Source organism: Micromonospora sp. BQ11, assembly GCF_052068135.1.
Lineage (GTDB): Bacteria > Actinomycetota > Actinomycetes > Mycobacteriales > Micromonosporaceae > Micromonospora.
Genome location: NZ_JBQHDB010000003.1, coordinates 382,409 through 406,715, shown reverse-complemented (window position 1 = coordinate 406,715; position 24,307 = coordinate 382,409). Strand labels below are relative to the sequence as shown.

Here is a 24,307-nt window from a genome sequence, read left to right as displayed (position 1 = left end):
GGGGAGCATGGGCTACACCTCGTCGTACGGGCTCGGGGCGTGGCGGGTGCGGCTCACGTGGTCCGCGGTGGCCAGGTGCGCCGGCGGCGGGTGGCCGTGGTCGACCGGGAGCGCGTCGTGACTCGGCGCGGGGAGCCCCGCGGAGAGCAGGTACGTGGCGAACTCCTCGTCGCGGTCGACACCGAGCATGTCCTCGATGCGGCTGTCCTGGAAGGCGACGGTCTGGAACGGGGCGAGGCCCAGCGCGGCGCAGGTGAGGGCGAAGGTCTGCCCGTAGTGCCCGGCGTCGTACATCCAGAGCCGGTAGGCGCGTGGGTGGCGGTACTTGAAGGACAGCCGTCCGGCGACGGTGGTGGTCAGACAGGTGAAGGCGCCCTGGTAGGACGGTTGCTGACCGTAGACCAGGGCGGCGACGCGCTCCCGGCCCACGGACGGGTCGAGGAGTTCGAGGCAGTGCCGGTCCGGGGCGTAGTGGTAGAGGCCGGGTGGGACGCTGCCGACGGCGAACACGGCCACGTAGCACTCCACCTCGTGGCGACCGCCGGCCGAGGCGCTGACCCGGGCCTGCTGTACGCCGAACTGGCCGCCGTCGATGAACCGCTGCGGGGCGAACGCGTACGACAGGACGGTGGCCAGAGCGTCGACGCTCACCGGTTCGTCGGCGAACAGTCGGTGGGTCCGGCGCGCGGCGAAGACGTCCTCGACCGGGGTGCGCAGTGGCAGGAGGCGGCGGGGCAGGAACACCGCCGGGGCGTCCGGGTAGCGCTTGAACGGCGCGGGGGCCGGGCCCTCGGCGATGATCTGCGCGGCGGTCTCGTCGCGTCGCGTCGAGCCGACCAGGTAGTCGGCGTCCCGGGCCTCGGCGTGGAACCGTCGCGCCACCGAACCCCAGTGCTGCCAGATCGCGGGCGGGCCGTCGGTGCCCTCCTCGACCAGCACGCCGATGTCGAGAAGCTTCTTGATCGCGGTCAGCGCCCGGCTGGCGTCCTCACCGCCGATGCGGTGCGCGACCTCGTCGGCGTCCTGGGGATCGGTCAGTTCGTGCAACAGGGTCATCAGGTCGGGTGTGACCCGGAGCCATTGACGCGGGGTATCGGGGAGGGCGACGAACAGCCCGTCGGTGTCCCACCGGCAGATCAGCTGTCCGTGGCGGCGTATCCGCATCTGCGGTGCCTCCTGTGCTGCGGGACGGATAGGGAAGCCGAGCGCGGGGGAAACCCGCGCCCGGCAACCGTGCTTGATCAGTACGCCGGGTGCTGCAGCAGAACCTCTTCCGACTTCACGATCTCCACGTCGAACGCCATGGCGCTACCTCCTTCCTGCGTCGATGGGCCAGTTGACCGGTTGTCGCCCGCCGGCGGTACGAGCGGCACGGCATCGGCGTCCGTGCGCCCCGAACTGGTCTCTGGTGGACGCTATCCGGGGGCGACCGCGCGGGCAGGCCTCGAAGGTGCGGACCATGCACCGCACGAAGGTGCGCACCCATGGATCGGTGCCGGACGTCCACGGGTCAGCCGGGGCCCGTAGGTCCGGGACGGCCGGGCGGTGGGGGCGCGTAGGCGGCCAGGATCGTCTCGGCGATGAGTCGGGGGGCGTCGGCGGGGTCGACGCGGCCGGCGGCGACGTCGGCCGCGGAGCCCTTCATCAGGTGGTACAGGACGCCGGCCAGCCAGCTCGCCGGAAGATCGGTCCGGAAGACGCGTTCGGCCTGGCCGCGGCGGATCAGCGCATGGACGCGTCGCTCGGGCTCGGCGTGCAGTTCGTGCACCCGCCCCGGCGGCAGGATCGCCTGCGCGGCTTCGAGCACCGCGCTCGCCTGCGCCATCAGCATCCAGCCGGACTCGATCAGCGCGCGCAGCGCCGGCCGGGGGTCACCGGTCAGGTCGATGCCCGCGAGCACCTGCTCGCCCCGCGCCAGCAGTCGCACCAGGGCCGCCTCGACCAGCGCCTCGCGGGAGGGGAAGTGCCCGTACAGGGTCACCCGCCCCACTCCGGCGGCCTGCGCGATCTGACTCACGCTGGCGCCGCTGCTGCGGCTCAGGCAGGTGATCGCCGCCTCGAGGATCTTCTCGATGTTCTGCTGCGCGTCGGCTCGGCGGGCCGGCTCGGTGGCGGAGCTGGACATCACACTCCTTCTAAGCCGTACAGGGGTGTATGAGTTAGGGTCGGACTCTCAACCCGAACACGGCTGTTCACCTTAGCGAAGGGAGTTGAGCGCCATGACCGAAGGCGGAACCTCGACCACCCCCGACCTGACCGACCCGCCCGCAGCGGCGGGCCCGGACCCCCGGCGCTGGCGGATCCTGTGGCTGGTGGGCATCGCCCAGCTCATGCTGATCCTGGACGTGACCGTGGTGGCCATCGCCCTGCCGCACATCGGTGCGGACCTCGGTCTGGAGCGCGAGGCCCTGACCTGGGTGGTCAGTGGCTACACCCTCGCCTTCGGCGGGCTCCTGCTGCTCGGCGGACGTGTGGCCGATCTGTTCGGCGCCCGTCGGATGGTCCTGATCGGACTGCTGCTGTTCGCGGCGGCGTCGCTTGTCGCCGGGCTGGCCGCGGCGGGTCCCGTGCTGCTCGCCGGTCGCGTCACGCAAGGGCTGGCGGCGGCGCTGCTGTCGCCCGCCGCGTTGTCACTGATCGTCACCATCTTCGACGGCGAGGAGCGCAACAAGGCGCTCGGTATCTGGGCGGGGCTCGGTGGCGGCGGCGCCGCGATCGGTGTGCTGCTCGGCGGCCTGTTGACGGCGGGGCCCGGCTGGCCCTGGGTGTTCTTCGTCAACGTGCCCGTGGGTCTGGTCCTGCTGGTCGTCCTGCGCGCTCAGCTGCCGCGGGAGCCCGCCCCGGCGCGATCCGGCCGGCTCGACGTACCCGGCGCCGTCCTGGTCACCGCCGCGACCGGGGTCGTGATCTACGCTCTGGTCCAGGCCGGGGACCGGGGTTGGGCCACGGCGACGACGGCGGTCCTGGTGGCCGTGGCGGCGGTGCTCTACGTCGCGTTCGTCGCCCGTCAGCTGACCGCCCCCAGTCCGCTGATGAACCTGCGGCTGCTCATCCGGCGCCCGGTGGCGACGGGCACGCTGCTCATCACGGTCGCCACCGCACTCATGATCATGGTGTTCTTCCTCGGCACCTTCTACCTGCAGGATTACCGGGGCCACGGCCCGCTGGCCACCGGCCTGTTCTTCCTGCCGGTGGCCGTGGCGACCATGATCGGCGCCAACGCCGCAGGAGGTCTGATCGGCCGCGCCGGCCCCCGCGCGCTGGGTGTGGGCGGCCTGCTGCTCGCCGCGGCCGGCATGACGGCCCCCGCGTTGTGGGCCGGCACCGCGGTCATGGTGATCGGAGTGGCGGTCGCCGCCGCCGGCACCGGGATCCTCTTCGTGGTCGCCTCCGCCACGGCTCTCGGCCAGGTGGAACCCCAGGAGGCGGGCCTGGCCTCCGGCATCGTCAGCACCTTCCACGAGTTCGGCGCCTCGCTCGGTGCCGCCGTGGTGTCGTCGATGGCGGCGGTGAGCATCGCCGGCGCCGGCACCGCCGGGTTCACCCGCGGCTTCGCCACCGGCGCCGTCGTCGCGGTCGTCGCCGCCGTGGTCACCGCGATCCTGACGCCGGCGCGCGGACGGCGGACCCCTGCGCCCGGCTGACACGTCACCCGTACCGGCTGAGAACGTCCTCGAGGTTGCTATGCAACGAGTTGCATAGCAGGATCACGGGTGTGGCACTGGAACACGCGATCCTCGTCTCGCTGCTCGAGCAGCCCGGGTCCGGCTACGAGCTGGCGCGGCGGTTCGAGCGCTCCATCGGCCGGTTCTGGACCGCCACCCACCAGCAGATCTATCGCGTCCTTCGGCGGATGGAGGCCGACGGCTGGGTCACCGCCGAGGAGATCGGCCAGGACGGGCGCCCCGACAAGAGGTGCTACTCCGTGACCGCGACCGGCCGGGAGGTTCTCACCGGGTGGCTGCGGGAGCCCGTCCAGCCGGAGACGGTCCGCCACGAACTGGCCGTGAAGATCCGCGGCGCGGCGTTCGACGACGATGCCGGCCGGGCTGCGCTGATCGCCGAGGTCGAGCGGTACCGCGCCGACCACGAAGCCACACTCCACCGCTACGTCACGGGCGAGCGGCGTGACTTTCTCGACGCCGGCGAGCTCGACGCGGGCCAGCGGTTGCAGCACGTCGTGCTGCGGGGCGGCGTCGCGTACGAGCGGATGGTCCTCGACTGGCTCGACGACGTCCTCGAAACCCTCCACGGCCTCGGCCGGTGACTCCCCAGGAAGGCGATGCCCCCATGGCGAACCCGTTGTTGCTGAACCCGCGTACCTACGACCCCGCGCACCTCGACGACGAGACCCGCAGGCTGCTCCGCGCCACTGTCGACTTCTTCGAGAATCGCGGCAAGAAGGCGCTGGTCGACAGCTACAACGATCGGGCCTGGTACGGCGACTTCCTGGACTTCGCCGCGAAGGAGGGCCTGTTCGCGACGTTCCTGACGCCGGCAGCCGATGGCGGCGGGGCGGCGGACAGACGCTGGGACACCGCGCGCAACGCAGCGCTCAGCGAGATCCTCGGCTTCTACGGTCTGGGCTACTGGTACACCTGGCAGGTGACCGTCCTGGGTCTCGGGCCGGTGTGGCAGAGCGCGAACGCGGACGCCCGCGCCCACGCGGCCCGGTTGCTCGCCGACGGTCACGTCATGGCGTTCGGCCTGTCCGAGCGCAGCCACGGCGCCGACATCTACTCCACCGACATGATCCTCACGCCGGACGGCGCGGGCGGATTCCGGGCCAACGGCGGCAAGTACTACATCGGCAACGGCAACGTCGCCGGCCTCGTCTCGGTCTTCGGCCGCCGCGCCGACGTCGAGGGGCCCGACGGCTACGTCTTCTTCGCCGCGGACAGCCGCCACCCCGCCTACCGCCTGGTCAGGAACGTCGTGAACGGGCAGATGTACGTCAGCGAGTTCCGACTGGAGGACTACCCGGTACGCGCCGAGGACGTGCTGCACACGGGCAGGGCTGCGTTCGACGCCGCGCTCAACACCGTCAACGTCGGCAAGTTCAACCTCTGCACCGCGTCCATCGGCATCTGCGAGCACGCGATGTACGAGGCGGTCACCCACGCGCACCGGCGGGTGCTCTACGGCAAGCAGGTCACCGACTTCCCGCACGTGCGGCGGGAGCTGACCGACGCGTACGCCCGACTGGTCGCGATGAAGCTGTTCAGCGACCGCGCCGTCGACTACTTCCGGTCGGCGAGCCCCGACGACCGGCGATACCTGCTGTTCAACCCGATGACGAAGATGAAGGTCACCACCGAGGGTGAGCGGGTGATCGACCTGCTGTGGGACGTGATCGCCGCGAAGGGCTTCGAGGCGGACACCTACTTCGACAAGGCCGCCAAGGACATCCGTGGCCTGCCGAAGCTCGAAGGCACCGTGCACGTCAACCTCGCCCTGATCGTGAAGTTCATGCCGAACTACCTGTTCCAACCGGCCGACTTTCCGCCGGTGCCGACCCGTCAGGACCCCGCCGACGACGAGTTCCTCTTCCGGCAGGGGCCCGCCCGCGGCCTCGGGGCGGTCCGGTTCCACGACTGGCGCAGCGCGTACGACGCGTACGCCGACATCCCGAACGTCGCGGTGCTCCGGGAACAGGCCGACGGACTCCGCGCACTGCTGCGTGCACACGCCCCGGATGAGGATCAGCAGCGCGACCTGGACTTCCTGCTCACCCTCGGCCAGCTCTTCGCGCTGGTCGTCTACGGTCAGTTGATCCTGGAGCAGGCCGAGCTGACCGCCCTGGATCGCCACCTGCTCGACGAGATCTTCGCGGTACTCGTCGGTGACTTCTCCGCCTTCGCGACGGAGCTGCACGGCAAGGCGGCCACCACCGAGGCGCAGGCCGCCTGGGCGGTGGCGCACCTGCGCCGCCCGATTCCGGACGCGTCCCGCACCGCTGCCGTCTGGGCGCAGGTCGAGGCGCTCGCCGGCGCGTACGAGATGCAGCCGTAGGGCGCCGCGACCAGGTCGGGCGCTGCGGACGGGCCGGGGAACATCGGCCCGTCCGCAGTTGCCCGGTCATGGCCGAGCGGGCACGGCCTCCGGTGGAGGTCGGTCCACGTCTCCACCCGGGCCCCTATTCCTGCGCGTCGAGGTCGCGCAGTGCGAAGCGGAGGTGCTCCCACTCCTCGTCGAAGATCACGTGGAGACAGTGCAGGACCGGCTCCTCGTGTTCAGGTGACCACGCGGTCGGCCGAGGCTCGGCGAGCAGGTCCGGCGTGACGCTCGCGAGGAAGTCCCGCACCATGGCCTGCCGCCCGGCGCGCAGCTCGAGCACCTCGGCGAGGTCGGGCCGCTCGGTGGCGAAGACCGACATGTCGAGCCCGTCCGTCTCGTACTCGGCGTGCGGCTGCCCGAGCGGATGGAAGGGCTGCGGCAGGCGCAGGATCGCCTTGCCGAGCCATGCGTCGGTGGCGAACGCGAGGTGCCGCAGGGTCTGCGCGAAGGACCACTCGCCATCGATCGAGACGTCGGCGGTGCCCTCGGGCATGGACTCGACCCGGTCGATCGCGGCTGCCCAAGCCCGTTCGAGCGCCGCCCACGCCGTGCGCAGGCCGTCGGGATCTCTGGCATGCTTCAGTTCGCGCCCGGGAAACCGCCGGTTGAGTTCGACCTCGACGAGCGGCACGACGTCGACACCGTTGATCAGCAGCGCACCGTCCGCCAGCCACGGCGCATCGATATCGATCCCGCGCACGTCGACGCCGCGCATCACCGCACCGGCCAACGTCGACCTGGTGAACCGGGCGCCCCGCAGGTCCCTGTCGACGAACATGGGGACGTCGCCCTGCGCCATGGCACCCTCCCTCCCGTTGGCGATCGCGGCGATGCTAGCGGGCGGGTCCGACAACGAATGCGAGAACGCAGCCACCCGAGTTCAACGAGCATCGACCGGCGCAGAGCAACCGAGCGGGACCATCTGATGCGACGTCGACGACGGTACAGCTGGTCACCACCGTGGAAACGGGTCCGTCCGGGGGCCAAGGACCTGAGGGGCACCGGGCAGGCGGACCGTCGATCGGACGAGCTCGGCGTTGCAGTACCGTCAAGGCGCCCACACCGGCGTCGAGCAGTCCGCGTCCGCCGGCTGGCGATGGTCCGCGGGGCACCCGACGAATCCAGGGAGATACCGATGCCGGAGCCCGAGCCCGTTCAAGGCACCCGTGCCGAGGATGCGGACACGCCAACCGAGACCGAGACCGACACCGAGACCGACACCGAGGCCGAGGCCGAGGCCGAGGCCGGTGAGCCTGCCGTTTACCCGAATCGGGCTGCCCGGCGCGCGAAGGGCAAGGTTGCCTCGCCTCAACCGTCTGGAAAGGGTCAGCGCTTCGGCGGCCGGGGCTCGGTCGAGAGCCCGCGCCAGTGGGGTAACCGCCGAAGCGGCTGACCGGTGGGCGGAGCCTTGGTCGGCACATGGCTCCGTTGCCCGTGGCGACGCCCGGTGCGGCCGTCCGGCGGAACCGGACGGCCCCGCCGAGCGCGGTGGCCGTTACGGGGTGGCGCAGATGGCGTGCGACGTGTTGTCCCAGTCGCCAGCGAATGTGCTACGGTAGCCCAGTTGCAGTTTTGATTTCCGTAGACGTTTCTGGCGCCTGATGGGTATCTGAAACCCGTCCAGGCGCTTTTCGTTTTTCGTGTCGTTTCGACGCTGGTGATCAACGCGGCGGCGTAGGGGTCCGCACTGTGCGGTCTCTGACAGCCTGCGAAGGAGTAGACATGACTACAGGTACCGTGAAGTGGTTCAACGCCGACAAGGGCTTCGGCTTCATCAGCCCGGACGACGGCGGCGCCGACGTGTTCGCCCACTTCTCCGCGATCTCGGCGAGCGGCTTCCGCAGCCTCGACGAGAACCAGAAGGTGGAGTTCGACATCACCCAGGGCCAGAAGGGCCCGCAGGCGGAGAACATCCGCCCGCTCTGATGCACACTCGCCGAACGGCGGCCCGACTGGTTCAGCGGGCCGCCGTTCGGCGTTCCACGCGCTCGCGCCACAGCATCGCGAAAACGTCTGATCGGTTCGACCCGTATGCTGACGAGCCGGATTCCTCATCGCCGTCGCAGAAGCTTCCCGACGACGTCTTACACCCTGAAGGGTTGATGACTATGACGCCGGCCTACTCGGGTCCTGCGAGGCTGATCCTGGCCGACGGAGTATGCATATCCGGTATGGCGTCTCTCGCTACCAACCAGCGCGGAGGACTCAACGGCTGGGGCGGCACCTTCCGTCCGGACGAGATCACGACGGACCTTCGCAACGCAGTCGAAGGGCTGCAACTGGAACTGCCCTACGATCGGATAGGGGCAGTCGCCGTCACCGGCATACGCAAGCTCCTCGCCACGCAGGTGCTGGTGTCGTTGGCAGGCCGCGGACCCGCACCATTTTGATAGTGCGCCGCACGGCCGCCGCGACCCGATCTCTTGTAGCCTCGCAGCAGGACGGCAGTATCGGGACGGCCCGTCGGTCGATGAGCGTTTCCCTCGCCGGGTGAACCCGTTGGTGGGATCCGCATTTCCGACACAGCCCTGACGGGCTACCGACAGAGCCGTGCCGCGCTCGTCGAGGCGGGCCCACCATGAGGCATGGCCATCACGCCGTCCGAGGTCTTCACGTTCGTCGCCGTGCGCCCGATCCAGCTCGCGACCGAGCAGGAGGGCCGGGTCGTGGTGATCCGCGACCCGCGGGCGGCCGACGCCGCCGACCGCAAGAAGCTCGTCGCCTTCGCCAAGCAGTACTCGTCCCGCGACCTGGCGGTGCGGGGCTGGTCCCAGCTCGACCTGACGCCGTTCGCCGGGCTCGTCGACGGACGCCGTCGCCTCGTCCAGGCGTACACGTCGCTCCGGCCGGCCGAGCCGGTGCCGCCGGCGGCGCAGCTCGTCGGCGACGCCGGGCTCGCCGACGTCGACCCGAACGACCGGCGGCGGTCCGACCAGCTCTGGGACGCCCTCTACGTGGCACACGCCACCGGCCCGGGGGCCGGCGTCCGGCTGGACGCACCGACCGCGGCCCTGCGCGCGCTGCACTTCCTGCGACTCCTGGCCGACACCCCCAACCCCAGCCGGCGGCTGGCGTTGCGGGCGCTCGGAGCCACCCCGGCGATCGCGCCGGAGATCGACGAGATCCTGCGTCCGCCGAGGGCCAGCGGCCGGGTCGCGACGGCGACTCCGGAGACCCCGGCGAGCGGGGCCGACCGGTCCGCCGCGGAGGCCGCCGGTCGGATCGTGGACGAGGTACGGATGACCCGCGACCTGCTCGACCGGCTCGGCGGGGCGACGGCGGCCCACCCGCGGACGGCCAGCGGTCCGGTCACCTCGTTCGGGGAGCTGTCCCGGCAGAACCTGTCGATGAGCACCACCGTGTCGGCCGGGGAGGTCCTCGGCGCCGACCTGGCGCCCCGGGTCGCGACCTTCCTCGACCGGGTGGAGATCGGCACGGACACACCGGTCGTGGAGGCGCGCCACACCCTCGACCGCCACCTCGCGGGCCTGGGGGAGCGGGCGCTCAGCCGGGCCGGGGACCCGGCGTTCCAGGACGCGCTGGCCGACCTCGTCGAATCGGGGGAGCTCGTCTTCCCGTTCCCGCTGCCGACGCCGCCCGCTCCCACGCCGGCCCCAGTCGACCCGGGCACCGCCGCCGACGTGGACGTGCACGGGCGCATCCGTCCGCTGGGCATCGGCGACCTCAAGGTGGTCAAGCAGACGCTGCTGGCGTACCAGCCGGGCGAGGTGGCGTACATCGAGAACGTGCTGGCCCGGGAGTCGAAGTCGCGGGTGCACCGGACGCTGCACCGCACCCAGGTCACGCTGGTCTCCTCGGAGGAGGAGACCCGGGTGTCCGAGCGGGACACCCAGTCGACCGACCGGTACGAGTTGAAGCGGGAAGCCGGCAACACCATCAAGGAGGACATGAGCGTCCGCGCGGGGCTCCAGGTGACCGCCTCGTACGGGCCGGTGGTCGCCACCGCCTCCGGCGACTTCGCGTACTCCACCTCCAAGGAGGAGAGCCAGAAGGCGTCGAGCACCTTCGCGCGGGAGGTGATCGAGCGGTCGGTCACGAAGGTCCAGGTCAAGACGCTCCGGTCGCGGACGGCCACCACGACCGACGAGACGGAGGAGACGAGCACCCACGGCGTCGACAACACCGGCGGCGCCGAGCACGTCGTCGGGGTCTACCGCTGGGTGGACAAGCGGTACCGGGCCCAGGTCCACAACTACGGCTCCCGCCTGCTGCTGGAGTTCGTCGTTCCGGAGCCGGCCGCCTTCTACCGGGCGGCGCGGTCCGGCACCCCCGTCGAGGTGGACGCGCAGCCGCCGGCGCCGTTCCTCAACGACCTGACCCCCTTCCTGCCTCGGCGGTACTGGAGCCGGCTGGCCGCCGACGACCTGAGCGAGGACAACTACCGGCGGTACGCGGCCCGGTACGGTGCCACCGGACTGACGCCGCCGCCCCCGGCGACGACCTACATCAGCACCTCGCTGATGAAGGACGGCCTCGACGAGGGCAAGTCGATCGCCATGACGAGCAAGGACTTCGTGGTGCCCGAGGGCTATCGGCTGGAGTCGCACGAGATCGCCGTCTCGGTGCTCTGGACGAACTACCCGAAGCTCACGGTGCAGGTGGGCGGGCGGATCTACACCGTCGTCAACGACGGGAGCGGGGGCCACGCCCGACTCGTCACCCGCCCGGCGGTGGCCGCGGGTGGAGCCGGAGGCACGCTGCCCGGCACGGCCACCGGGTCGGTCGCGGTCGGCGTGGCCGCGTACGACGTGCGGGCGTTCGCGTTGAACGTGCAGGGCGTGTGCCGCCGGGACGACGCCGCGTACGCCAGGTGGCAGCACCAGACGTACGACAAGATCCAGGCCGCGTACCAGGCGCTCCAGACGGCGTACGACCAGAAGTTGGCCACGGCGAACCAGGCGGCGCGGGACGCGGCCGTGGTGGGTCAGAACCCGGCGCTCAACCGGCAGATCGAGCAGACGGAACTGAAGAAGCTCTGCATCACGATGATGACCGGCCAGCACTTCGGGCAGTTCGGGGCGGTCACCGATCCACCCGACGCACCGACCCACCACCCCGAGGTCGACGTGCTGGAGGCGCTGCGTGAGGGACCGGTCGTGCAGTTCTTCGAGCAGGCCTTCGAGTGGGAGCAGATGACCTACCTGTTCTACCCGTACTTCTGGGGCAGCAAGCGGAAGTGGGTGCAGCTCACCGGTGTCGCGGACCCGGACCCGCTGTTCCAGCGGTTCCTCACCGCCGGTTCCTGCCGCGTCGTGGTGCCGGTGCCGATCGCGTACGTCGACGCGGTGCTCTACCTGTTGCAGTCCCGGGCCACCGACCTCGCCGACAAGGTGTGGGGCGGCGGCGACCCGCCCACCCTCGACTCCGACCTCTACGTCTCGCTCGCCGAGGAGTTCCGCAACCAGACCGACGACCTGAACGGTGCCGTCCCGGAGGGCGAGCCCTGGGAGTTCACCCTGCCGACCACCCTCGTCTGGCTCCAGCCGGACGGCACCCTGCCCAGCTTCGTCTGAGCGGCTCGCCATGGTGCGCTCCGCCCACGTCCCGCCGGGCGACGACGACTACCTCGACGAGGAGGAACGCCACCGGCGCTCCCGCGAGAAGCAGGACGAGGCCCGCCGGCGAGGGCTGACGCCGGACTGGTTCCTCGAAGCCCGGGGACGGCTGTGCCTGCCCGACCGGGGCGTGCGGGTGGCGGTCGTCGGGGCCGGCTTCGCCGGGCTGATGGCGGCCTGGTACCTCGACCGGTGTGGGGTGCAGGTCACCGTCTTCGAGGCGTCGAACCGGGTCGGCGGCCGGGTGATCACCGACCGTGCGTTCGTCCGCCCCCACTACGTGGAGGCCGGAGCCGAGCTGATCGGGGAGAACCATCCGCTCTGGGTGCTGCTGGCCGACCGCTTCCGTCTGCCGCTGCAGAAGATCCGTGAGTACCCGGGCGCCCGGCTCCGGTTCCAGGGCCGGGACGTCACCCCCTCCCAGCGGCGGCGGATGGACACCGAGGTCGCCCTGCTCCAACGCCGACTCGGCGCGCTCGCCGTCACCGTCAGCGAGACCGAACCGTGGCTGGATCCATCCGCGCCCGCCTGGGACCGGCTCTCGGTCGACCAGGGGCTCGCGCTGGCGCTGGGCGGCCGGCAGCCCGGCCCGCTCGCCCGGCAGTGGTTCGCCTTCACCCTCGGCAACGACAACTGCGCCCCGACGGTCCAGCAGAGCTTCCTCGGGCTGATCGGCTCGATCAGCGCGGCCCGGATGGGCAGCGACCCGCCCGGCATGCTCGGGTACTGGCTCTCCACCGAGACGCACCGCTGCGTCGGCGGCAACGACCTTCTCGGGGCCGCCCTCGCCGCCGACCTGCACCGGCGCGGGTTGATCCGCCTCGACACGGCGGTCACCGCCGTCCACATCGAGCCGGCTCTCGTGCCACCGGTCGCCGTCACCTTCCGGCAACGCCGGCCGGGCGGGCAGGTGACGACCGGCGCCTCCCGGTACGACTACGTCGTGCTCACCGCGCCGCCCACGGTCTGGAACGGCCTGACCGTCACCCCACCGTTGCAGGCCGCCGGCCGGACGTTGACCCACGGACCGGCGGTCAAGTTCATCACCCGCTACCCGACCCGGTTCTGGGAGCAGCAGCAGGCTCCGGAGCGGTACCCGGGAGCGCGGTGGGACGAGATGGGATCGTTGTGGGAGGGCACCGACAACCAGGGACTGGTGTACACCGCGGCGCGGCCGGATCCGGCGCAGGGGCCGTACGCCCTGTCCGTCTTCTCCGGCGGGCAGTTCGTGCAGCGTCAGGCCGACTACCCGGGCAGGGTCGCCACGATGTTCCCGCACGGACAGCCCACCGGGACGCTCTTCGTCAACTGGCCGGCCGTTCCCCACATCATGACCGGTTACGCCGTCCCCACCGTCGGCCAGGCCGCCCGGATCTTCCCGGCGCAGCTCCAGCCGCACCACGGGCACCTCTACTTCGCCGGTGAGCAGACGTCGTCGGGCTTCTTCGGCTACATGGAGGGTGCGTTGCAGTCGGGCGGACGGGCCGCCCGGGACATCCTGCGCCGGGTCGCGGTGCCGTGCCCCACGCGCCTCGCGCGCGGCTCGGACTACCGCGGTGGCGGCGGCGCGTCCGGTGGAGGCGGCGCCACCGGGACGTGGTGAATGGCACGGCTACCAGCCCCGCACACCGACCGCCTGATCGGTCAGTCCTCGCCGGTCGAGGCGATCCCGCCGTCACCGGCGGCCACGGGGTGCGGCAGCGGCCGGATCCGATCGAGCATGGACTGCAGGGATGCGGCTGCCCGGCTCGCCCGGTCCGCTGCCACGTGGTGGCCGGTCCGGGCATGCACCTCGGCGAGCCGGCGCCAGGTGTCGGCACTGAGTTGCCGCTCGCCGAGGCTGCGGAACAGCTCGACCGCCTCCGCGTAGCGTGTCGTGGCCGTCGCGTACTCCCCGATGCCCACGTGGATGTAGCCCATGGTGTCCAGCACTTCTGCCTCCGCGTGCCGGTCGCCCAGTCTCCGCGACACGGTGAGGGCCGCTTCCGCGACCGGTAGCGCCGAGCGATGTCGCCCGAGTTCGGCCAGGCTCCAGGCGATGCTGTTCATGGTCACCGCCCGACCGGGCTCGTGCGCCGCCCGGGTGAACAGGCGTAGCGCCCTCCGGTGGTTCCACAGGGCCGACACATGGTTTCCCCGTTCTTGCGCCAGGTAGCCGAGGCTGTGCCGGGTACGCGCCTGGCCGACCACGTCGCCGTGTCGACCGGCCAGCTTCAGAGAGCGATCGAGGTGGGCCTCCGCTCGGTCCCGTTGCCCCAGCCGCAGCAGAGCACGGGCGAGCCCACGGTGGCAGAGCGCCTGTCCCGGCTCGTCGGCCAGTCGTATGGTTGCCGCGAGCGCCAGCCGCTGCGCGGCGACCTGGTCGTGCCAGTGGCCCTGCCGTTGCAGGAAGGTGGTGAACGCGGTCGCGAGCCGCCAGGCGTGCTGGTCGAAGCCGTTCTCGGTGGCGGACCGTATCAGGGCCAGGAGTCCACGTCGCTCCTCCCCGAACCAATCAGCCGCCCGAGCGCTGTCGGCCGGTGCCCGGCTGGAGCCGTCGCCGACCTGCTCCGGCGCCCCCGGCGCGGATCCGGGCGGAGGTTCCCGGTGCGGTTCGAGGTGTCCGGCGGCGACCGAGGCGCGGTGCAGGAGCGAGTCGAACATCCGCTGCCGCGCGGCACGTCGCAGCGCTGGCGGATCCGTCTGCTCCGCCAACTCGGTCGCGTAGGCACGGATGAGGTCGTGCTGGGCGTACCGGTTGGGCCCGCGGTGCTCCACCAGATGCCGGCGCGTCAGATCGGTCAGGAGGCGGTGCGCTTCGCGGGACGGGACGGCGTTCAGGCTGGCCGCCGTCTCGACGCTCAGGTCGGGACCCGGGTGCAGGGCGAGCAGCCGGAACATCCGCGCCGCCGGCACTGGCAGGGAACGGTAGGACCACGACAGGACGGTCCGTACGTCGATGAGCGGATCGTCGTCGGCGTACGCGTCCAGCGGGCCGAGTCTGCTGACGTCCTCGGCGATCGCTGCCAACCGGAGGGCCGGTCGGGTGGCCAGCCGGGCGGAGACGATGGCGAGGGCGAGCGGCAACTGGTGACAGTGTGCGAGCACGGTCGCCACCGCGGCCGGCTCCGCCCGTACCCGGTCCGCGCCGATCCGACTGGCGAGGATCAGCCGAGCGTCGGCCGGGCCGACCAGGTCGAGCGGCACGGGACAAGCGCCCTCACTCACCACCAGGCCGGTCAACAGATCACGGGACGTGACCACGACTCGGCAGTGCGACGAACCCGGCAGCAGCGGGCGCACCTGCGACTCGTCACGGGCGTTGTCGAGCAGGATCAGGACCCGGCGGGTGGCGAGCAGGCTGCGGTAGAGCGCTATCTGCTCGGTCAGATTCACCGGATGAAGCGGCGGCGGAACTCCCAGGGCGGTGAGGAAACCACGAAGCGCGTCAGCCGGCGCGACGGCGGTCTGTGCAGGTCCGAAACCGCCGAGGTTGGCATAGAGCTGCCCGTCCGCGAACTCCGCCGCGACCGACTGCGACCAGTGCGTGGCGAGCGTGGTCTTCCCGACCCCGGCCGGGCCGGTGACGACGCAGATGAGCGTGGCCGAAGGCCCCGACAGTGCGGCGTCGAGTTGCGCGAGGTGTTCGCTGCGCCCGGCGAAGCTCGGCAGAGCTGGCGGGAGCTGGGCGGGCACCGGACGCGCTGCCGCCGCAGACGACACCGGATCGTCCGGACCCGGGTCGGGGCCCGAGAAAGCGCAGGAAACCAGATGGTCGCGGCCCTGGGCGTCGAGCGGGAGGGCCGCCGCCAACCGGCGTACGGTGCTCGGGCGGGGTCCGAGTACTCGACCTGCTTCGATGTCACGGATGTTGCGGACACTCACCCCGGAGCGGTGCGCCAGCTCCTCCTGGGTGATGCCCGACCGCTGCCGATGAGAACGGATCAACTCACCGAACATTCCATTCGCCCTTCCGGCGCGCTCGACGACACCGACGACACCGACGACTGTGGCACACCGGCAGGTCGGACGACCATCGCCGCATCGGTCGAAATCGATGAGGTGCGGTGTCGAGGGGCACGCGCGGAAACGTCGCGTCGCACGCCGACCGACTGCCGGTCAACTGCCGGTCGACCGCCTGGCTCGGCGCCGCACCGCCTTCGAAGATGGTGATGTCGGGAGTGAGCAGGCACGTCTCCCAGACCTCTGTTCGAGATCACCCGAAGACCATCCGGAGGGAACCAGGTGCGAAAGACGGCTAGGTCTGTGATGAGGCTCGGCGCCGTGAGCGGCCTACTGGCGATGCTGACGGTGACGTTCGCTGCTCCCGTGCAGGCTGACACTCGGAACGGCTGCAACTACCCACGTGTCTGCTTCTACAAGACACTCGCCGACGCGAACGCGGAGCGGCCAACCGCCACCTTCCAGGACAAGGGCTCCTGGCAGCGGTTGGGATCGCGCAGCTATGGCGCCTACTCCGTCTACAACAGCCGGAACGACGACGGCGCCCTGATCCACTTCACCAACGGCACGACCTACTGCGTGTTCCCAGGCGAGTACGCCCATCTGGCCGGCAACATCGGGACCGCCGACATGATCATGATCATGGATGCGTACAACTGCGCTGCGCCGCGATGAATTGCGATGGAGAGGAGTGTGCGACGTGACATCGAAAAGACGCCTCGTCGGGAGGATCGCCGCGACGCTGACGTTACTCACCGCCTCGGTGGTCGTCGTCAGTAGCCCGGCCAGCGCGAAGACCTGCTCCGTCACACCCAGGTCGGGGACGGTGGCGGTACGGGGTGAGAAGTCCGTCGACGGCCCACCCGACTTCTACCTCTACCCCGGCGAGTGGCTCTCGTCGGCGTGTTCGAGCGAGAGCGGGGGTTACTACTCGGCCTGCGGCGGAAGTGATCGCTGGTTCTGGGTCAACGCCGGCTTGTTCCCGAGGTACGTGGCTGCCGCATGTGTGCGTCTTGTGGTGGACCGGGGGTGACCGTACCTGTGACGGCACGCCTCCGACGCTACGGCGGACGCTGCCGTTGCCCGGACCGTTGCCCCACCCGCTGACGCCGCGGCAGGATGCGGCGGTGGACCAGCGCCCCGGGTGGCGACAGGAAATCTCTGCTGAACGGACTAGACATCCTCGGCGGCATGGAATACTCTTGCTCAAGTCGAGAGCAAAGATCCGTCAAGACGCAGACGGACCGCCCGGCCGTGAGGTCACGACGGGCGGCGGAAGGCGAAAACGATCCTCATCGTTTTCGGATAGGCAGTGGAAGCACGTCGATCCCGACGGGATACGCGCCGGGACCGCAGGTGGGGCCAAGGCTCTTTCGGGGCTTCACCTGATGTTCGCCGTACGTGCAGGGGCCATGAAGTCGCGTGGGCTCCGGCACCGGCGGACCGTACGACAGCACAGGAAGAGGAAGCAGAGGAAAGGGAGGGCCGCAACACCGTTGGATCGCCCGCCGTCCGGCATTCGAGGCTCGGCGGACACCGCAGTTTCCATCGAACGAGAGGTGGTCTCCGGTCACGCTTATGCGATCCTCGCACCCGAAGCCGTCAATGGCGGCTGGTGCGGATATGACAAACCGACGTTCCTGTCGGCAGATGGTGTTCTGACCCGTAACCCTGGGCCCCGGCGCGAAAGCGCCGGGGCCCTCGACGTGGAGGTGACATGGGGCAAAACCCGGATGACATGTTCGGCGACGAAAACTACCCGGCCTACACCATCGGCCAGGCCGCGGAGATGCTCGGCACCACGCAGGACTTCCTGCGCCGCCTGGACGAGGCGAAACTGATCAACCCGCACCGCTCTGCCGGAGGGCACCGCCGCTACTCCCGCTACCAACTGCGCCTGGCCGCCCGGGCCCGCGAGATGGTCGACGAGGGCCTCGCCCTGGAGGCCGCCTGCCGGATCATCATCCTCGAAGACCAACTCGAGGAAGCCCTGCGACAGAACCAGAACCAGCAGCAGGAACGCGGAGACAAGACTGACCGGACCACGTCCGATTGAGGCGCACGCGGCGGCGCGGCAGGCCACACGTTGTTTGTCGGGATGGCACAACGGGCTCCACCGTCAGCGGCTGCTGTCGGCGGGTTCTCCGACAGGAGCCGCCATGCGGACCAGAACGATCATCTCGACCGTCACCGCGTTCGTCCTGACTCTCACGGTCATGCTTCTACCCGCCGGCCCGGCGGCGGCCGACACCGCTTTGGACAGCTGCTACGACTCGACCACGCCGCAGCACCAGGACCCGGCCGCCTGGCCCGCGCCGGGCAGCCAGCAGACGACGTGGTCGTCGCCCATCAGCGTCATCCACGGTGACGCCTTCCGGGTGCGGGCCCAGGGGAGCGTCCAGATCGACCGCTGGGGCACCACCAAGAGCATCGCCGGCGAGCTACCTGCCGCTCCCACCGCCGGCGGATGGCCGGCACCCGGTGCCCCCCGGTACGCCCTCATCGCCCGCGTCACCGGGGGCTCGATGTGGGTGGAGAAGACCAGCCGGATCTACGGATCCAGCTCGTGGTTCCCGGTCGGCACCGACAGCGGCTGCATGTTGTTCTCCAGCAACGGCGACCCGGCGCCGCACCTGGTCTTCACCTTCAACGACACCAACCTGGGCGACAACGGCGGCGGCGCGGGAGTCGTCGTACGGCAGTGGTTCTGAACAGACGGCGGCCCCTCGCCGCCGCCGACTGAGCGCCCGGGCCCCGGGCTCAACCGGCCCAACCCGGTACGCCAGCGTGCCCTCGTGCGAGCCCAACCGGTTCCTGGTTCCGTCGCCGGTCGGGCCCGCACTGGGGGTCGCGTTACGGAGTGGTGGGAACGTTGGTCAGCCCGTTCACCGCATTGGTGACGGTGTTGGACGAGTGCACGACGTTGGGGTTCGAGGAGCATCTCGACGTCGAGGTGATGTAGATGGCGTACCTGCCCACGCCGCCGAGATCCGACGTGTTGTTGCGCCAGATGTTGCCGCAGCCGTAGCCGTCGATCAGATTGTGCGTCTCGTAGCCGTTGGCGAACGTGCCGGGCGACCGGAAGGTGCCGGTGTTGCCTTCGATGAGGTAGCCGTTGCCCTTGGCGTCGACCCACGAGTCGGCGGAGTTGGATCCCGACATGCCCTGGCCGTTGAACCGGTTGCCCCGGATCACGCCGCCCACGGTGCCCTCCTTGGCGTCCACGTGCTCGGCGGCGACGTTGGGGCCGATGGTGTTGTTCAGCACCTGCACCCGGTCCGAGCGGTCCATCCCGCCGGAGTTGCCGTGGCAGCCGAAGTTGGACTGCGATGAGCCGATGTAGACGGCCTCGCCGTAGCCGGCCTGCACGAGGCCGGTGTCGGTGATCGTGGAGTTGCGGATGATGCCGTCCGCGGAGGAACGGCGGAAATGCACCGCTTCCTCGTCGGTGTGGTGCACGTACAACCCGTCGATGGTGACGTGGTGGGAGTTGTCCAGCACGATGCCCTTCTTCGACTGGGCCACCGTGAATCCGGTCAGGTTCCAGTACGGCGCGTTGGACAACCAGAGGCCGTAGCCGGAGTCCCAACCGGCGGTCGGTGCCGGGCAGGACGGGGCGGTGCCGGAAGGGCCGTCGTTGACGAGGATCGCGGTCCGGGGGCCGGTCAGTGTGATCTTGGCAGAGGCGGTGCCGGCCCGCTGGGTGAGGAACGCCCCCCGGTAGGTGCCGGCCGCGAGCCGGATGGTCTGGCCAGGCCGGGCGTTGGCCAGGGCGGACTGTAGCTGGGCCGCGGTGGCGACGTCGACGACCGACCCGCTGGGCGGCGGTGTAGTCGGTGGCGGTGTCGTGGGCGGCGGGGTGGTGGGCGGTGCGGAGGTGGGCGGCGGTGTCGTCGGGGCCGTACCGCCGCCGCAGGGCCTTCCGTTGACGGTGCAGTTGAGGGGGGTGCCGGTGCCGGAGACGTTGAAGCCGAAGTCCTCGGTGGCGCCGGGTGCGATGTCGCCGTTGTGGCTGGCGTTGGTGAAGCGGTAGTGCTGTCCGCTCTGGGTGCGTACGGAGCTCCACGAGTTGGTGATCGTGGTGCCGCTGGGCAGGTCGAACTCGACGGTCCAACTGGTGCTGGCGGCGTCACCGCGGTTGGTGATGAGGTAGTCCGCGCCGTAGCCGCCGTTCCAGGTGGAGGTCTTGACGAAGCGGGCGGTCAGGTCGGGCGCGGCGGCGTTCGCCGCGGGCGCGAACACCAGGGCCGCAGCGCCGAGGGCGGCGACGAGGCCGACCGCGGCAACTGCTCTGCCGGTACGTGGGCGGGGCATCAGCAGGGCCTTCCGTTGACGGTGCAGTTGAGGGGGGTGCCGGTGCCGGAGACGTTGAAGCCGAAGTCCTCGGTGGCGCCGGGTGCGATGTCGCCGTTGTGGCTGGCGTTGGTGAAGCGGTAGCGCTGTCCGTTCTGGGTGCGTACGGAGCTCCACGAGTTGGTGATCGTGGTGCCGCTGGGCAGGTCGAACTCGACGACCCAGCTGGTGGTCGCGGTGCTGCCGTTGTTGGTGATGAGGTAGTCCGCGCCGTAGCCGCCGTTCCAGGTGGAGGTCTTGACGAAGCGGGCGGTCAGGCCGTTGGACGGAGGCGCCGTGGTGGGTGGTGGCGTCGTGGGCGGTGCGGTGGTGGGCGGTGCGGTGGTCGGCGGTGCGGTGGTGGGCGGCGGGGTGGTGGGCGGCGGGGTGGCGCCGCCGACCCGGGTGAGGAACAGCGACGGCCCGGTGTCGGTGCGGGTGGCGTCGACGCCGTGCCCGCCGGTGTAGTCGCGCTGCTCGTTCTGCGCCCAGTCGGCGATCGGCGTACCACCGACGTCGAGGTGGCGGTAGCCGGTGCCGCTCCAGCCGAACTGGTAGATCCGGGTCCGGTCCGGGTAGTAGGCGGTGTAGGGCGCGGTGTTCGAGCCGAGCTGCTTGCTCATGGCGTTGTTGAAGAAGACGTTGCGGGGTCCGGTTGCGCCGGACCACTTGACGGCCTTCTTGCCGGCGCCCCACCAGATCGGGAACCAGTTCGAGGTGTCCGGTCCGCCGCCGCCCTCCTCGCCGCAGTTGGCCGAGCAGTTGGCCGAGCGGTGGGCGTACGGGACGGTCACCGTGTTCAGCTCGAAGAGGTTGTGGCGCTCCCAACCGCCGTGCAGGTTGAGATCGGAGTCGAAGTCGTTGCCGATGACCACGTTGCCGGACGCCGACCACTGGAACGTGAAGTGGCGCAGGTTGCGGGAGACGTTGCCGGCGTAGAGCGAGTCCCAGACCCGGGAGCCGCGGAAGTAGCCGTTGCCGCCCTTGCCCTTGTTCCACGCGCCGTCGAGGTGGTTGTCGACGATCTGGAGGTTCTTGGCCTCCTCGGTGACGATGGGATGTGAGCCGGTCATCTGGGTCCGGATGCCGCGCACCCAGGAGTCGGCGGCCCACTTGAAGACGATGCCGTGCATCTGCGCGGCCGGGTCCAGGTTGCCGTAGTTGTGCGTGGCGGCCGCCGGGGAGAGCCCGGGTATCTCCTGGGTGAGGGAGAGCGACTCGATGCCGACCCCCAGCACCGGGTCGACCAGCGGCGCCGCCTTCGACGCGTACACCGTGCCGTCGATCGGGGTCGATCCGTCGGAGGTGGAGTTGACGGGTACGTCGTACTCCAGCGGCTTTTCCAGCGTGATCGTGCGGTTGGCCGTGTCGGCGGCGGTGATCCTGAAGATCTGCTGGCGCATGTGGAGGTTGAGCAGTGGATGCGGGGTGGGCAGCGCCTGCTGCTGGGCGTAGAAGTTGACCGAGTTCGCGGCCCGGATGTTGACCAGGGCGCCGGGGGTCAGGTGGGTCATGGTGGCGTTGCTGGCCAGGTGGACGACGGTGTCGCCGGTGCGCGCGGCGTACGCGGTGTCACCGGTCTTGCCGCGCAGCGCGACACCGGCCTTCCAGTGCACGTTCACCGTGCCCTCGAAGATGTCCTTGCGGTTGGCCGGCGCGGCGGCGTGGTCGCTGGCGTAGCTGGTGTGCACACCGCGGGACTGCACCCGGAACAGGCCGCGACCCGGCCAGAGCCAGCCGCCCTTGCCCTGCCCGAAGGTCATGGCGTCCTCGTCCCAGTCCGATCCGTCCGGGGTGAGGGTGTCGTAGCGGGTGTTGGCGTCCGGCCGGTAAACGATCCGGGTGCCGGTGGCGGGGTCCGCGCCTGCGCCGCGGATCACCAGGTAGTCGGCGTCGACGTGCAGTTCCCGACTGACGTTGAGCACACCGGCGGGCAGGCTGATCAGGCTGAGTCGGGTGTGGCTGGCACTGCCCGAGCAGGTCGACCGGACCGCGTCGATGGCCGCCTGCAGGCCGGCGGAGTCGTCGGTCCCGTCACCGGGGCGTACCCCGAAGGTGCCGGCCAGTTCGGCGGGGGTCACCTGGCAGGCGGCGTCGGGGTTGATCTGGCCGCTGCCGGGCAGGGCGGCGCCGCCACGGTATCCGGCGCGGCGCCAGTCGTAGAGGCCGCTCAGGGGAGCCCGGCGGTTGCCGGAGGAGAGATCAAGCGCGAGCGCTGCGCTGGCCGACGCAGCGCTCGTCGAGAAGGACCGCTGGCCGGGCGCGGCGAGCGCGACCGGCATGGCGGCGAGGACCACGGCTGTGCCCGCCAGGGGCGCGAGCCAGGGTACGCGGAAACGGGGCACCAGGACCTCCGGGTGTCTGTCGCCGTCGGAGAATCGGCGGGCGGGGCGAAGGGTGGGTGGCATCGTCGGATATCGACGAAGGTTGCTAGCCAGTTAACTGAACAGCGACCAACGGGTCAATGGTTGTCCTGCCGGTAACATAACTTCCACATACGTGGACATGCCGGGGACGACGTCCACGTATGTGGAAGCCGTGCTTCTTCTAAGACGGAGTCCTCGTATCAGGACGGCCGGGGTTATGCTGTGGCACCCATTCCGCAACAGACCAACGGAAGGCAGTGGCATGGCGGAGGAACGCATCCTGATCACCGGAGGGGCCGGAAAGGTGGCGACCCTGCTCCGGCCTCGCCTGGCTCGCCCCGGCCGTACGCTTCGGCTGCTCGACGTCGTCGAACCCGACCAGGGCAGGGAGCCCATCGCCGGCAGCGAAGAGGTCGTGATCGCCTCGGTGGACGACCTCGACGCGATGGTGGAGGCCTGCCGCGACGTCGACGCGATCGTCCACCTCGGAGGGCAGAGCCGCGAGGCCGGCGTCGAGGAGGTGCTGCGGCTCAACGCGTACGGCACGTACTGCGTACTGGAGGCGGCTCGGCGCACCGGCGTACGCCGCGTGGTGCTCGCATCGTCGAACCACGCGGCCGGCTTCCACCGCCGGCACGGTGCGCCGGCGGGGGGCCTGCCGGCGGACGTCCCCGGGCGCCCCGACACGCTGTACGGGTGGAGCAAGGTCGCGGCCGAGGCGGCCGGGCAGCTCTACGCCGACCGCTTCGGCATGGACGTGATCTGCCTGCGGATCGGACTGTGGTTCCCCAGGCCGCCCGGGCTGCGCGGACTGGCCCTGTGGCTGTCCCCTGACGACGGGGCGCGACTGGTGGAGGCGTGCCTGACCGCCGACTCACCCGGCTACCGGATCGTCTGGGGGGTCAGCCGCAACACCCGCCGTTGGTGGTCCCTGGCCGAGGGCGAGGCGATCGGCTACCACCCGAAGGACGACGCCGAGACGTACGCCGAGGAGCTCATCGCCGCCCACGGGGAGCCCGACTTCGACGCCGACCCGGTGCTCGACCGGGCCGGCGGCCAGTGGTGCGACGTGCCTCTCGGCGAGCGCTACTAGCGGATCCCCTCCCGGCGGAGGGTGGCGGCGAGTCGCTGGGTGTGTGTCACCACCGCCTTGACCACCCGGTCCAGCTCCTCGCCGTCGGCCAGTCGGGCGGGCATCGAGCAGGAGATGGCGTCCGTGGCCGGAATCCGGTAGCCGACCGGCGCGGCCACGCACGCCACCTCCTCGGTGCCCTGCTCCCGTTCGAACGCCCAGCCGCGCTGCCGTACCGCGTCGAGTTCTGCGTACAGCGCCGCCCGGTCGGTCAGGGTGTGCGCGGTGGCCTTCTCCAGGTCGGCCGGCAGGATCTGCGCCACCTCGTCGGTGGTGAGTTCGGCGAGCAGCGCCTGGCCGAGGGCGGTCAGGTGGGCCGGCAGGCGCCGCCCGACCCGGGAGACGACGCGGACGGAGTCGCGTGACTCCCGGCTCGCCAGGTAGAGCACGTGCGCGTCGTCGCGCCGGGCGTAGTGAATCGTGTACCCGACCTCGGCGCGCAGATCCTCCAGCGTCTCGTGGGCGTACGGCAGGGCGCGGTCGCGGTCGAGGTAGGCGGTGCCGGAGAGCAGCGCGTGCGGCCCGACCCCGAACGCCATCCCGGTGTCGTCGGCCTCCACCCACTTCAGCTCCCGCAGCGTGCGGACCAGCGCGTGCAGGCTGGAGCGCGGGTAACCCATCCGCTCCTGCAGTTCGGACAGGGTCAGGCGGGTGGGCGACGCGGCCAGCGTCTCGAGGATCCGCACGGTGCGCTCGGCGGACTTGACGGGGGAGGACTCGGCCGCGGCGCCGGCAGAGCCGAGCCGTCCGTTTCCCTGGGCGCCGTCCGTGCGGTCAGCGTGGTCATTGCTGTCGGATCGTTCGATGCGCGAGCGAGTGCGGGGCATGGGCTCCACCCTGACGGTCATTTGTTTCCGGCCTGTTGACCGTCATGGTAGCGGAAGCTAACTTGTTGATGCCCG

General features: G+C 70.6%; 19 protein-coding genes. 12 read left to right on the top strand and 7 right to left on the bottom strand.

The annotated features are described in order from the left end of the window. Positions 1–12: 12 nt before the first annotated feature. Together ACTMSW_RS08975 and ACTMSW_RS08970 are read right to left on the bottom strand one after the other, a co-directional pair. The gene (locus ACTMSW_RS08975) at positions 13–1,164 is read right to left on the bottom strand and encodes a SagB/ThcOx family dehydrogenase (RefSeq protein ID WP_441180053.1); all 1,152 of its coding nucleotides are present in this window, start codon (positions 1,162–1,164) and stop codon (positions 13–15) included. Positions 1,165–1,510: 346 nt separating this feature from the next. Continuing rightward, the gene (locus tag ACTMSW_RS08970) at positions 1,511–2,125 is read right to left on the bottom strand and encodes a TetR/AcrR family transcriptional regulator (RefSeq protein ID WP_441180052.1); all 615 of its coding nucleotides are present in this window, start codon (positions 2,123–2,125) and stop codon (positions 1,511–1,513) included. 94 nt (positions 2,126–2,219) lie between these two features. On the opposite strand from ACTMSW_RS08970, the gene ACTMSW_RS08965 reads away from it, so the two are divergent. The 3 genes from ACTMSW_RS08965 to ACTMSW_RS08955 all read left to right on the top strand — a co-directional run bounded on the left by ACTMSW_RS08965 (position 2,220) and on the right by ACTMSW_RS08955 (position 6,012). Continuing rightward, positions 2,220–3,644, top strand: coding sequence for an MFS transporter (locus ACTMSW_RS08965; RefSeq protein ID WP_441180051.1), 1,425 nt, complete (start codon positions 2,220–2,222; stop codon positions 3,642–3,644). A 71-nt stretch (positions 3,645–3,715) separates the two neighbouring features. Next, positions 3,716–4,267 carry a PadR family transcriptional regulator gene (locus ACTMSW_RS08960; protein WP_441180050.1) on the top strand — a complete coding sequence of 184 codons (552 nt, stop codon included), beginning with the start codon at positions 3,716–3,718 and terminating at the stop codon, positions 4,265–4,267. Positions 4,268–4,290: 23 nt separating this feature from the next. Further along, positions 4,291–6,012, top strand: a complete 1,722-nt coding sequence (locus ACTMSW_RS08955; protein WP_441180049.1) for an acyl-CoA dehydrogenase family protein — start codon at positions 4,291–4,293, stop codon at positions 6,010–6,012. Between the two features lie 124 nt (positions 6,013–6,136). Here the strand turns inward: ACTMSW_RS08955 and ACTMSW_RS08950 are convergent, their stop codons facing one another. Then, the gene (locus ACTMSW_RS08950) at positions 6,137–6,856 is read right to left on the bottom strand and encodes a DinB family protein (protein ID WP_441180048.1); all 720 of its coding nucleotides are present in this window, start codon (positions 6,854–6,856) and stop codon (positions 6,137–6,139) included. A 336-nt stretch (positions 6,857–7,192) separates the two neighbouring features. On the opposite strand from ACTMSW_RS08950, the gene ACTMSW_RS08945 reads away from it, so the two are divergent. From ACTMSW_RS08945 to ACTMSW_RS08925, 5 genes are all read left to right on the top strand, one after another. After that, positions 7,193–7,450 carry a hypothetical protein gene (locus tag ACTMSW_RS08945; protein ID WP_441180047.1) on the top strand — a complete coding sequence of 86 codons (258 nt, stop codon included), beginning with the start codon at positions 7,193–7,195 and terminating at the stop codon, positions 7,448–7,450. A 329-nt stretch (positions 7,451–7,779) separates the two neighbouring features. Beyond that, complete coding sequence (gene cspE, locus ACTMSW_RS08940) at positions 7,780–7,983, top strand: transcription antiterminator/RNA stability regulator CspE (protein WP_013283833.1); 204 nt, start codon at positions 7,780–7,782, stop codon at positions 7,981–7,983. A gap of 182 nt (positions 7,984–8,165) precedes the next feature. After that, positions 8,166–8,447, top strand: coding sequence for a hypothetical protein (locus tag ACTMSW_RS08935; RefSeq protein ID WP_441180046.1), 282 nt, complete (start codon positions 8,166–8,168; stop codon positions 8,445–8,447). 195 nt (positions 8,448–8,642) lie between these two features. Continuing rightward, positions 8,643–11,591 (top strand): hypothetical protein, encoded by a 2,949-nt coding sequence (locus ACTMSW_RS08930; protein WP_441180045.1) that lies wholly within the window; start codon positions 8,643–8,645, stop codon positions 11,589–11,591. A 10-nt stretch (positions 11,592–11,601) separates the two neighbouring features. After that, positions 11,602–13,236 (top strand): flavin monoamine oxidase family protein, encoded by a 1,635-nt coding sequence (locus tag ACTMSW_RS08925; RefSeq protein ID WP_441180044.1) that lies wholly within the window; start codon positions 11,602–11,604, stop codon positions 13,234–13,236. Between the two features lie 41 nt (positions 13,237–13,277). On the opposite strand, the gene ACTMSW_RS08920 is transcribed toward ACTMSW_RS08925, so the two are convergent. Next, positions 13,278–15,560 carry an ATP-binding protein gene (locus ACTMSW_RS08920; RefSeq protein ID WP_441180043.1) on the bottom strand — a complete coding sequence of 761 codons (2,283 nt, stop codon included), beginning with the start codon at positions 15,558–15,560 and terminating at the stop codon, positions 13,278–13,280. 336 nt (positions 15,561–15,896) lie between these two features. Here ACTMSW_RS08920 and ACTMSW_RS08915 point away from each other — a divergent pair, with 336 nt between their 5' ends. The 3 genes from ACTMSW_RS08915 (at position 15,897) to ACTMSW_RS08905 (ending at position 18,286) form a co-directional block, all read left to right on the top strand. Continuing rightward, positions 15,897–16,250: a hypothetical protein gene (locus ACTMSW_RS08915; RefSeq protein ID WP_441180042.1), complete on the top strand. Its 354-nt coding sequence runs from the start codon at positions 15,897–15,899 to the stop codon at positions 16,248–16,250. A 1,042-nt stretch (positions 16,251–17,292) separates the two neighbouring features. Further along, on the top strand, positions 17,293–17,631 hold the full coding sequence (locus ACTMSW_RS08910; RefSeq protein WP_441180041.1) for a helix-turn-helix domain-containing protein: 339 nt from the start codon (positions 17,293–17,295) through the stop codon (positions 17,629–17,631). A gap of 103 nt (positions 17,632–17,734) precedes the next feature. After that, entirely contained in the window at positions 17,735–18,286 is a 552-nt protein-coding gene (locus tag ACTMSW_RS08905) for a hypothetical protein (RefSeq protein WP_441180040.1), read from the top strand. A gap of 142 nt (positions 18,287–18,428) precedes the next feature. Here ACTMSW_RS08905 and ACTMSW_RS08900 read toward each other — a convergent pair whose 3' ends face one another. Further along, entirely contained in the window at positions 18,429–19,889 is a 1,461-nt protein-coding gene (locus ACTMSW_RS08900; protein WP_441180039.1) for a cellulose binding domain-containing protein, read from the bottom strand. Then, complete coding sequence (locus tag ACTMSW_RS08895) at positions 19,889–22,252, bottom strand: cellulose binding domain-containing protein (protein ID WP_441180038.1); 2,364 nt, start codon at positions 22,250–22,252, stop codon at positions 19,889–19,891. Before ACTMSW_RS08895 ends, ACTMSW_RS08900 begins: the two co-directional genes overlap by 1 nt. Before the next feature lie 283 nt (positions 22,253–22,535). On the opposite strand from ACTMSW_RS08895, the gene ACTMSW_RS08890 reads away from it, so the two are divergent. Next, positions 22,536–23,366: an NAD-dependent epimerase/dehydratase family protein gene (locus ACTMSW_RS08890; protein WP_441180037.1), complete on the top strand. Its 831-nt coding sequence runs from the start codon at positions 22,536–22,538 to the stop codon at positions 23,364–23,366. Here ACTMSW_RS08890 and ACTMSW_RS08885 read toward each other — a convergent pair. After that, on the bottom strand, positions 23,363–24,232 hold the full coding sequence (locus ACTMSW_RS08885; RefSeq protein WP_441180036.1) for an IclR family transcriptional regulator: 870 nt from the start codon (positions 24,230–24,232) through the stop codon (positions 23,363–23,365). The two genes, ACTMSW_RS08890 and ACTMSW_RS08885, sit on opposite strands and share 4 nt — an antisense overlap. Between the last annotated feature and the right edge of the window lie 75 nt (positions 24,233–24,307).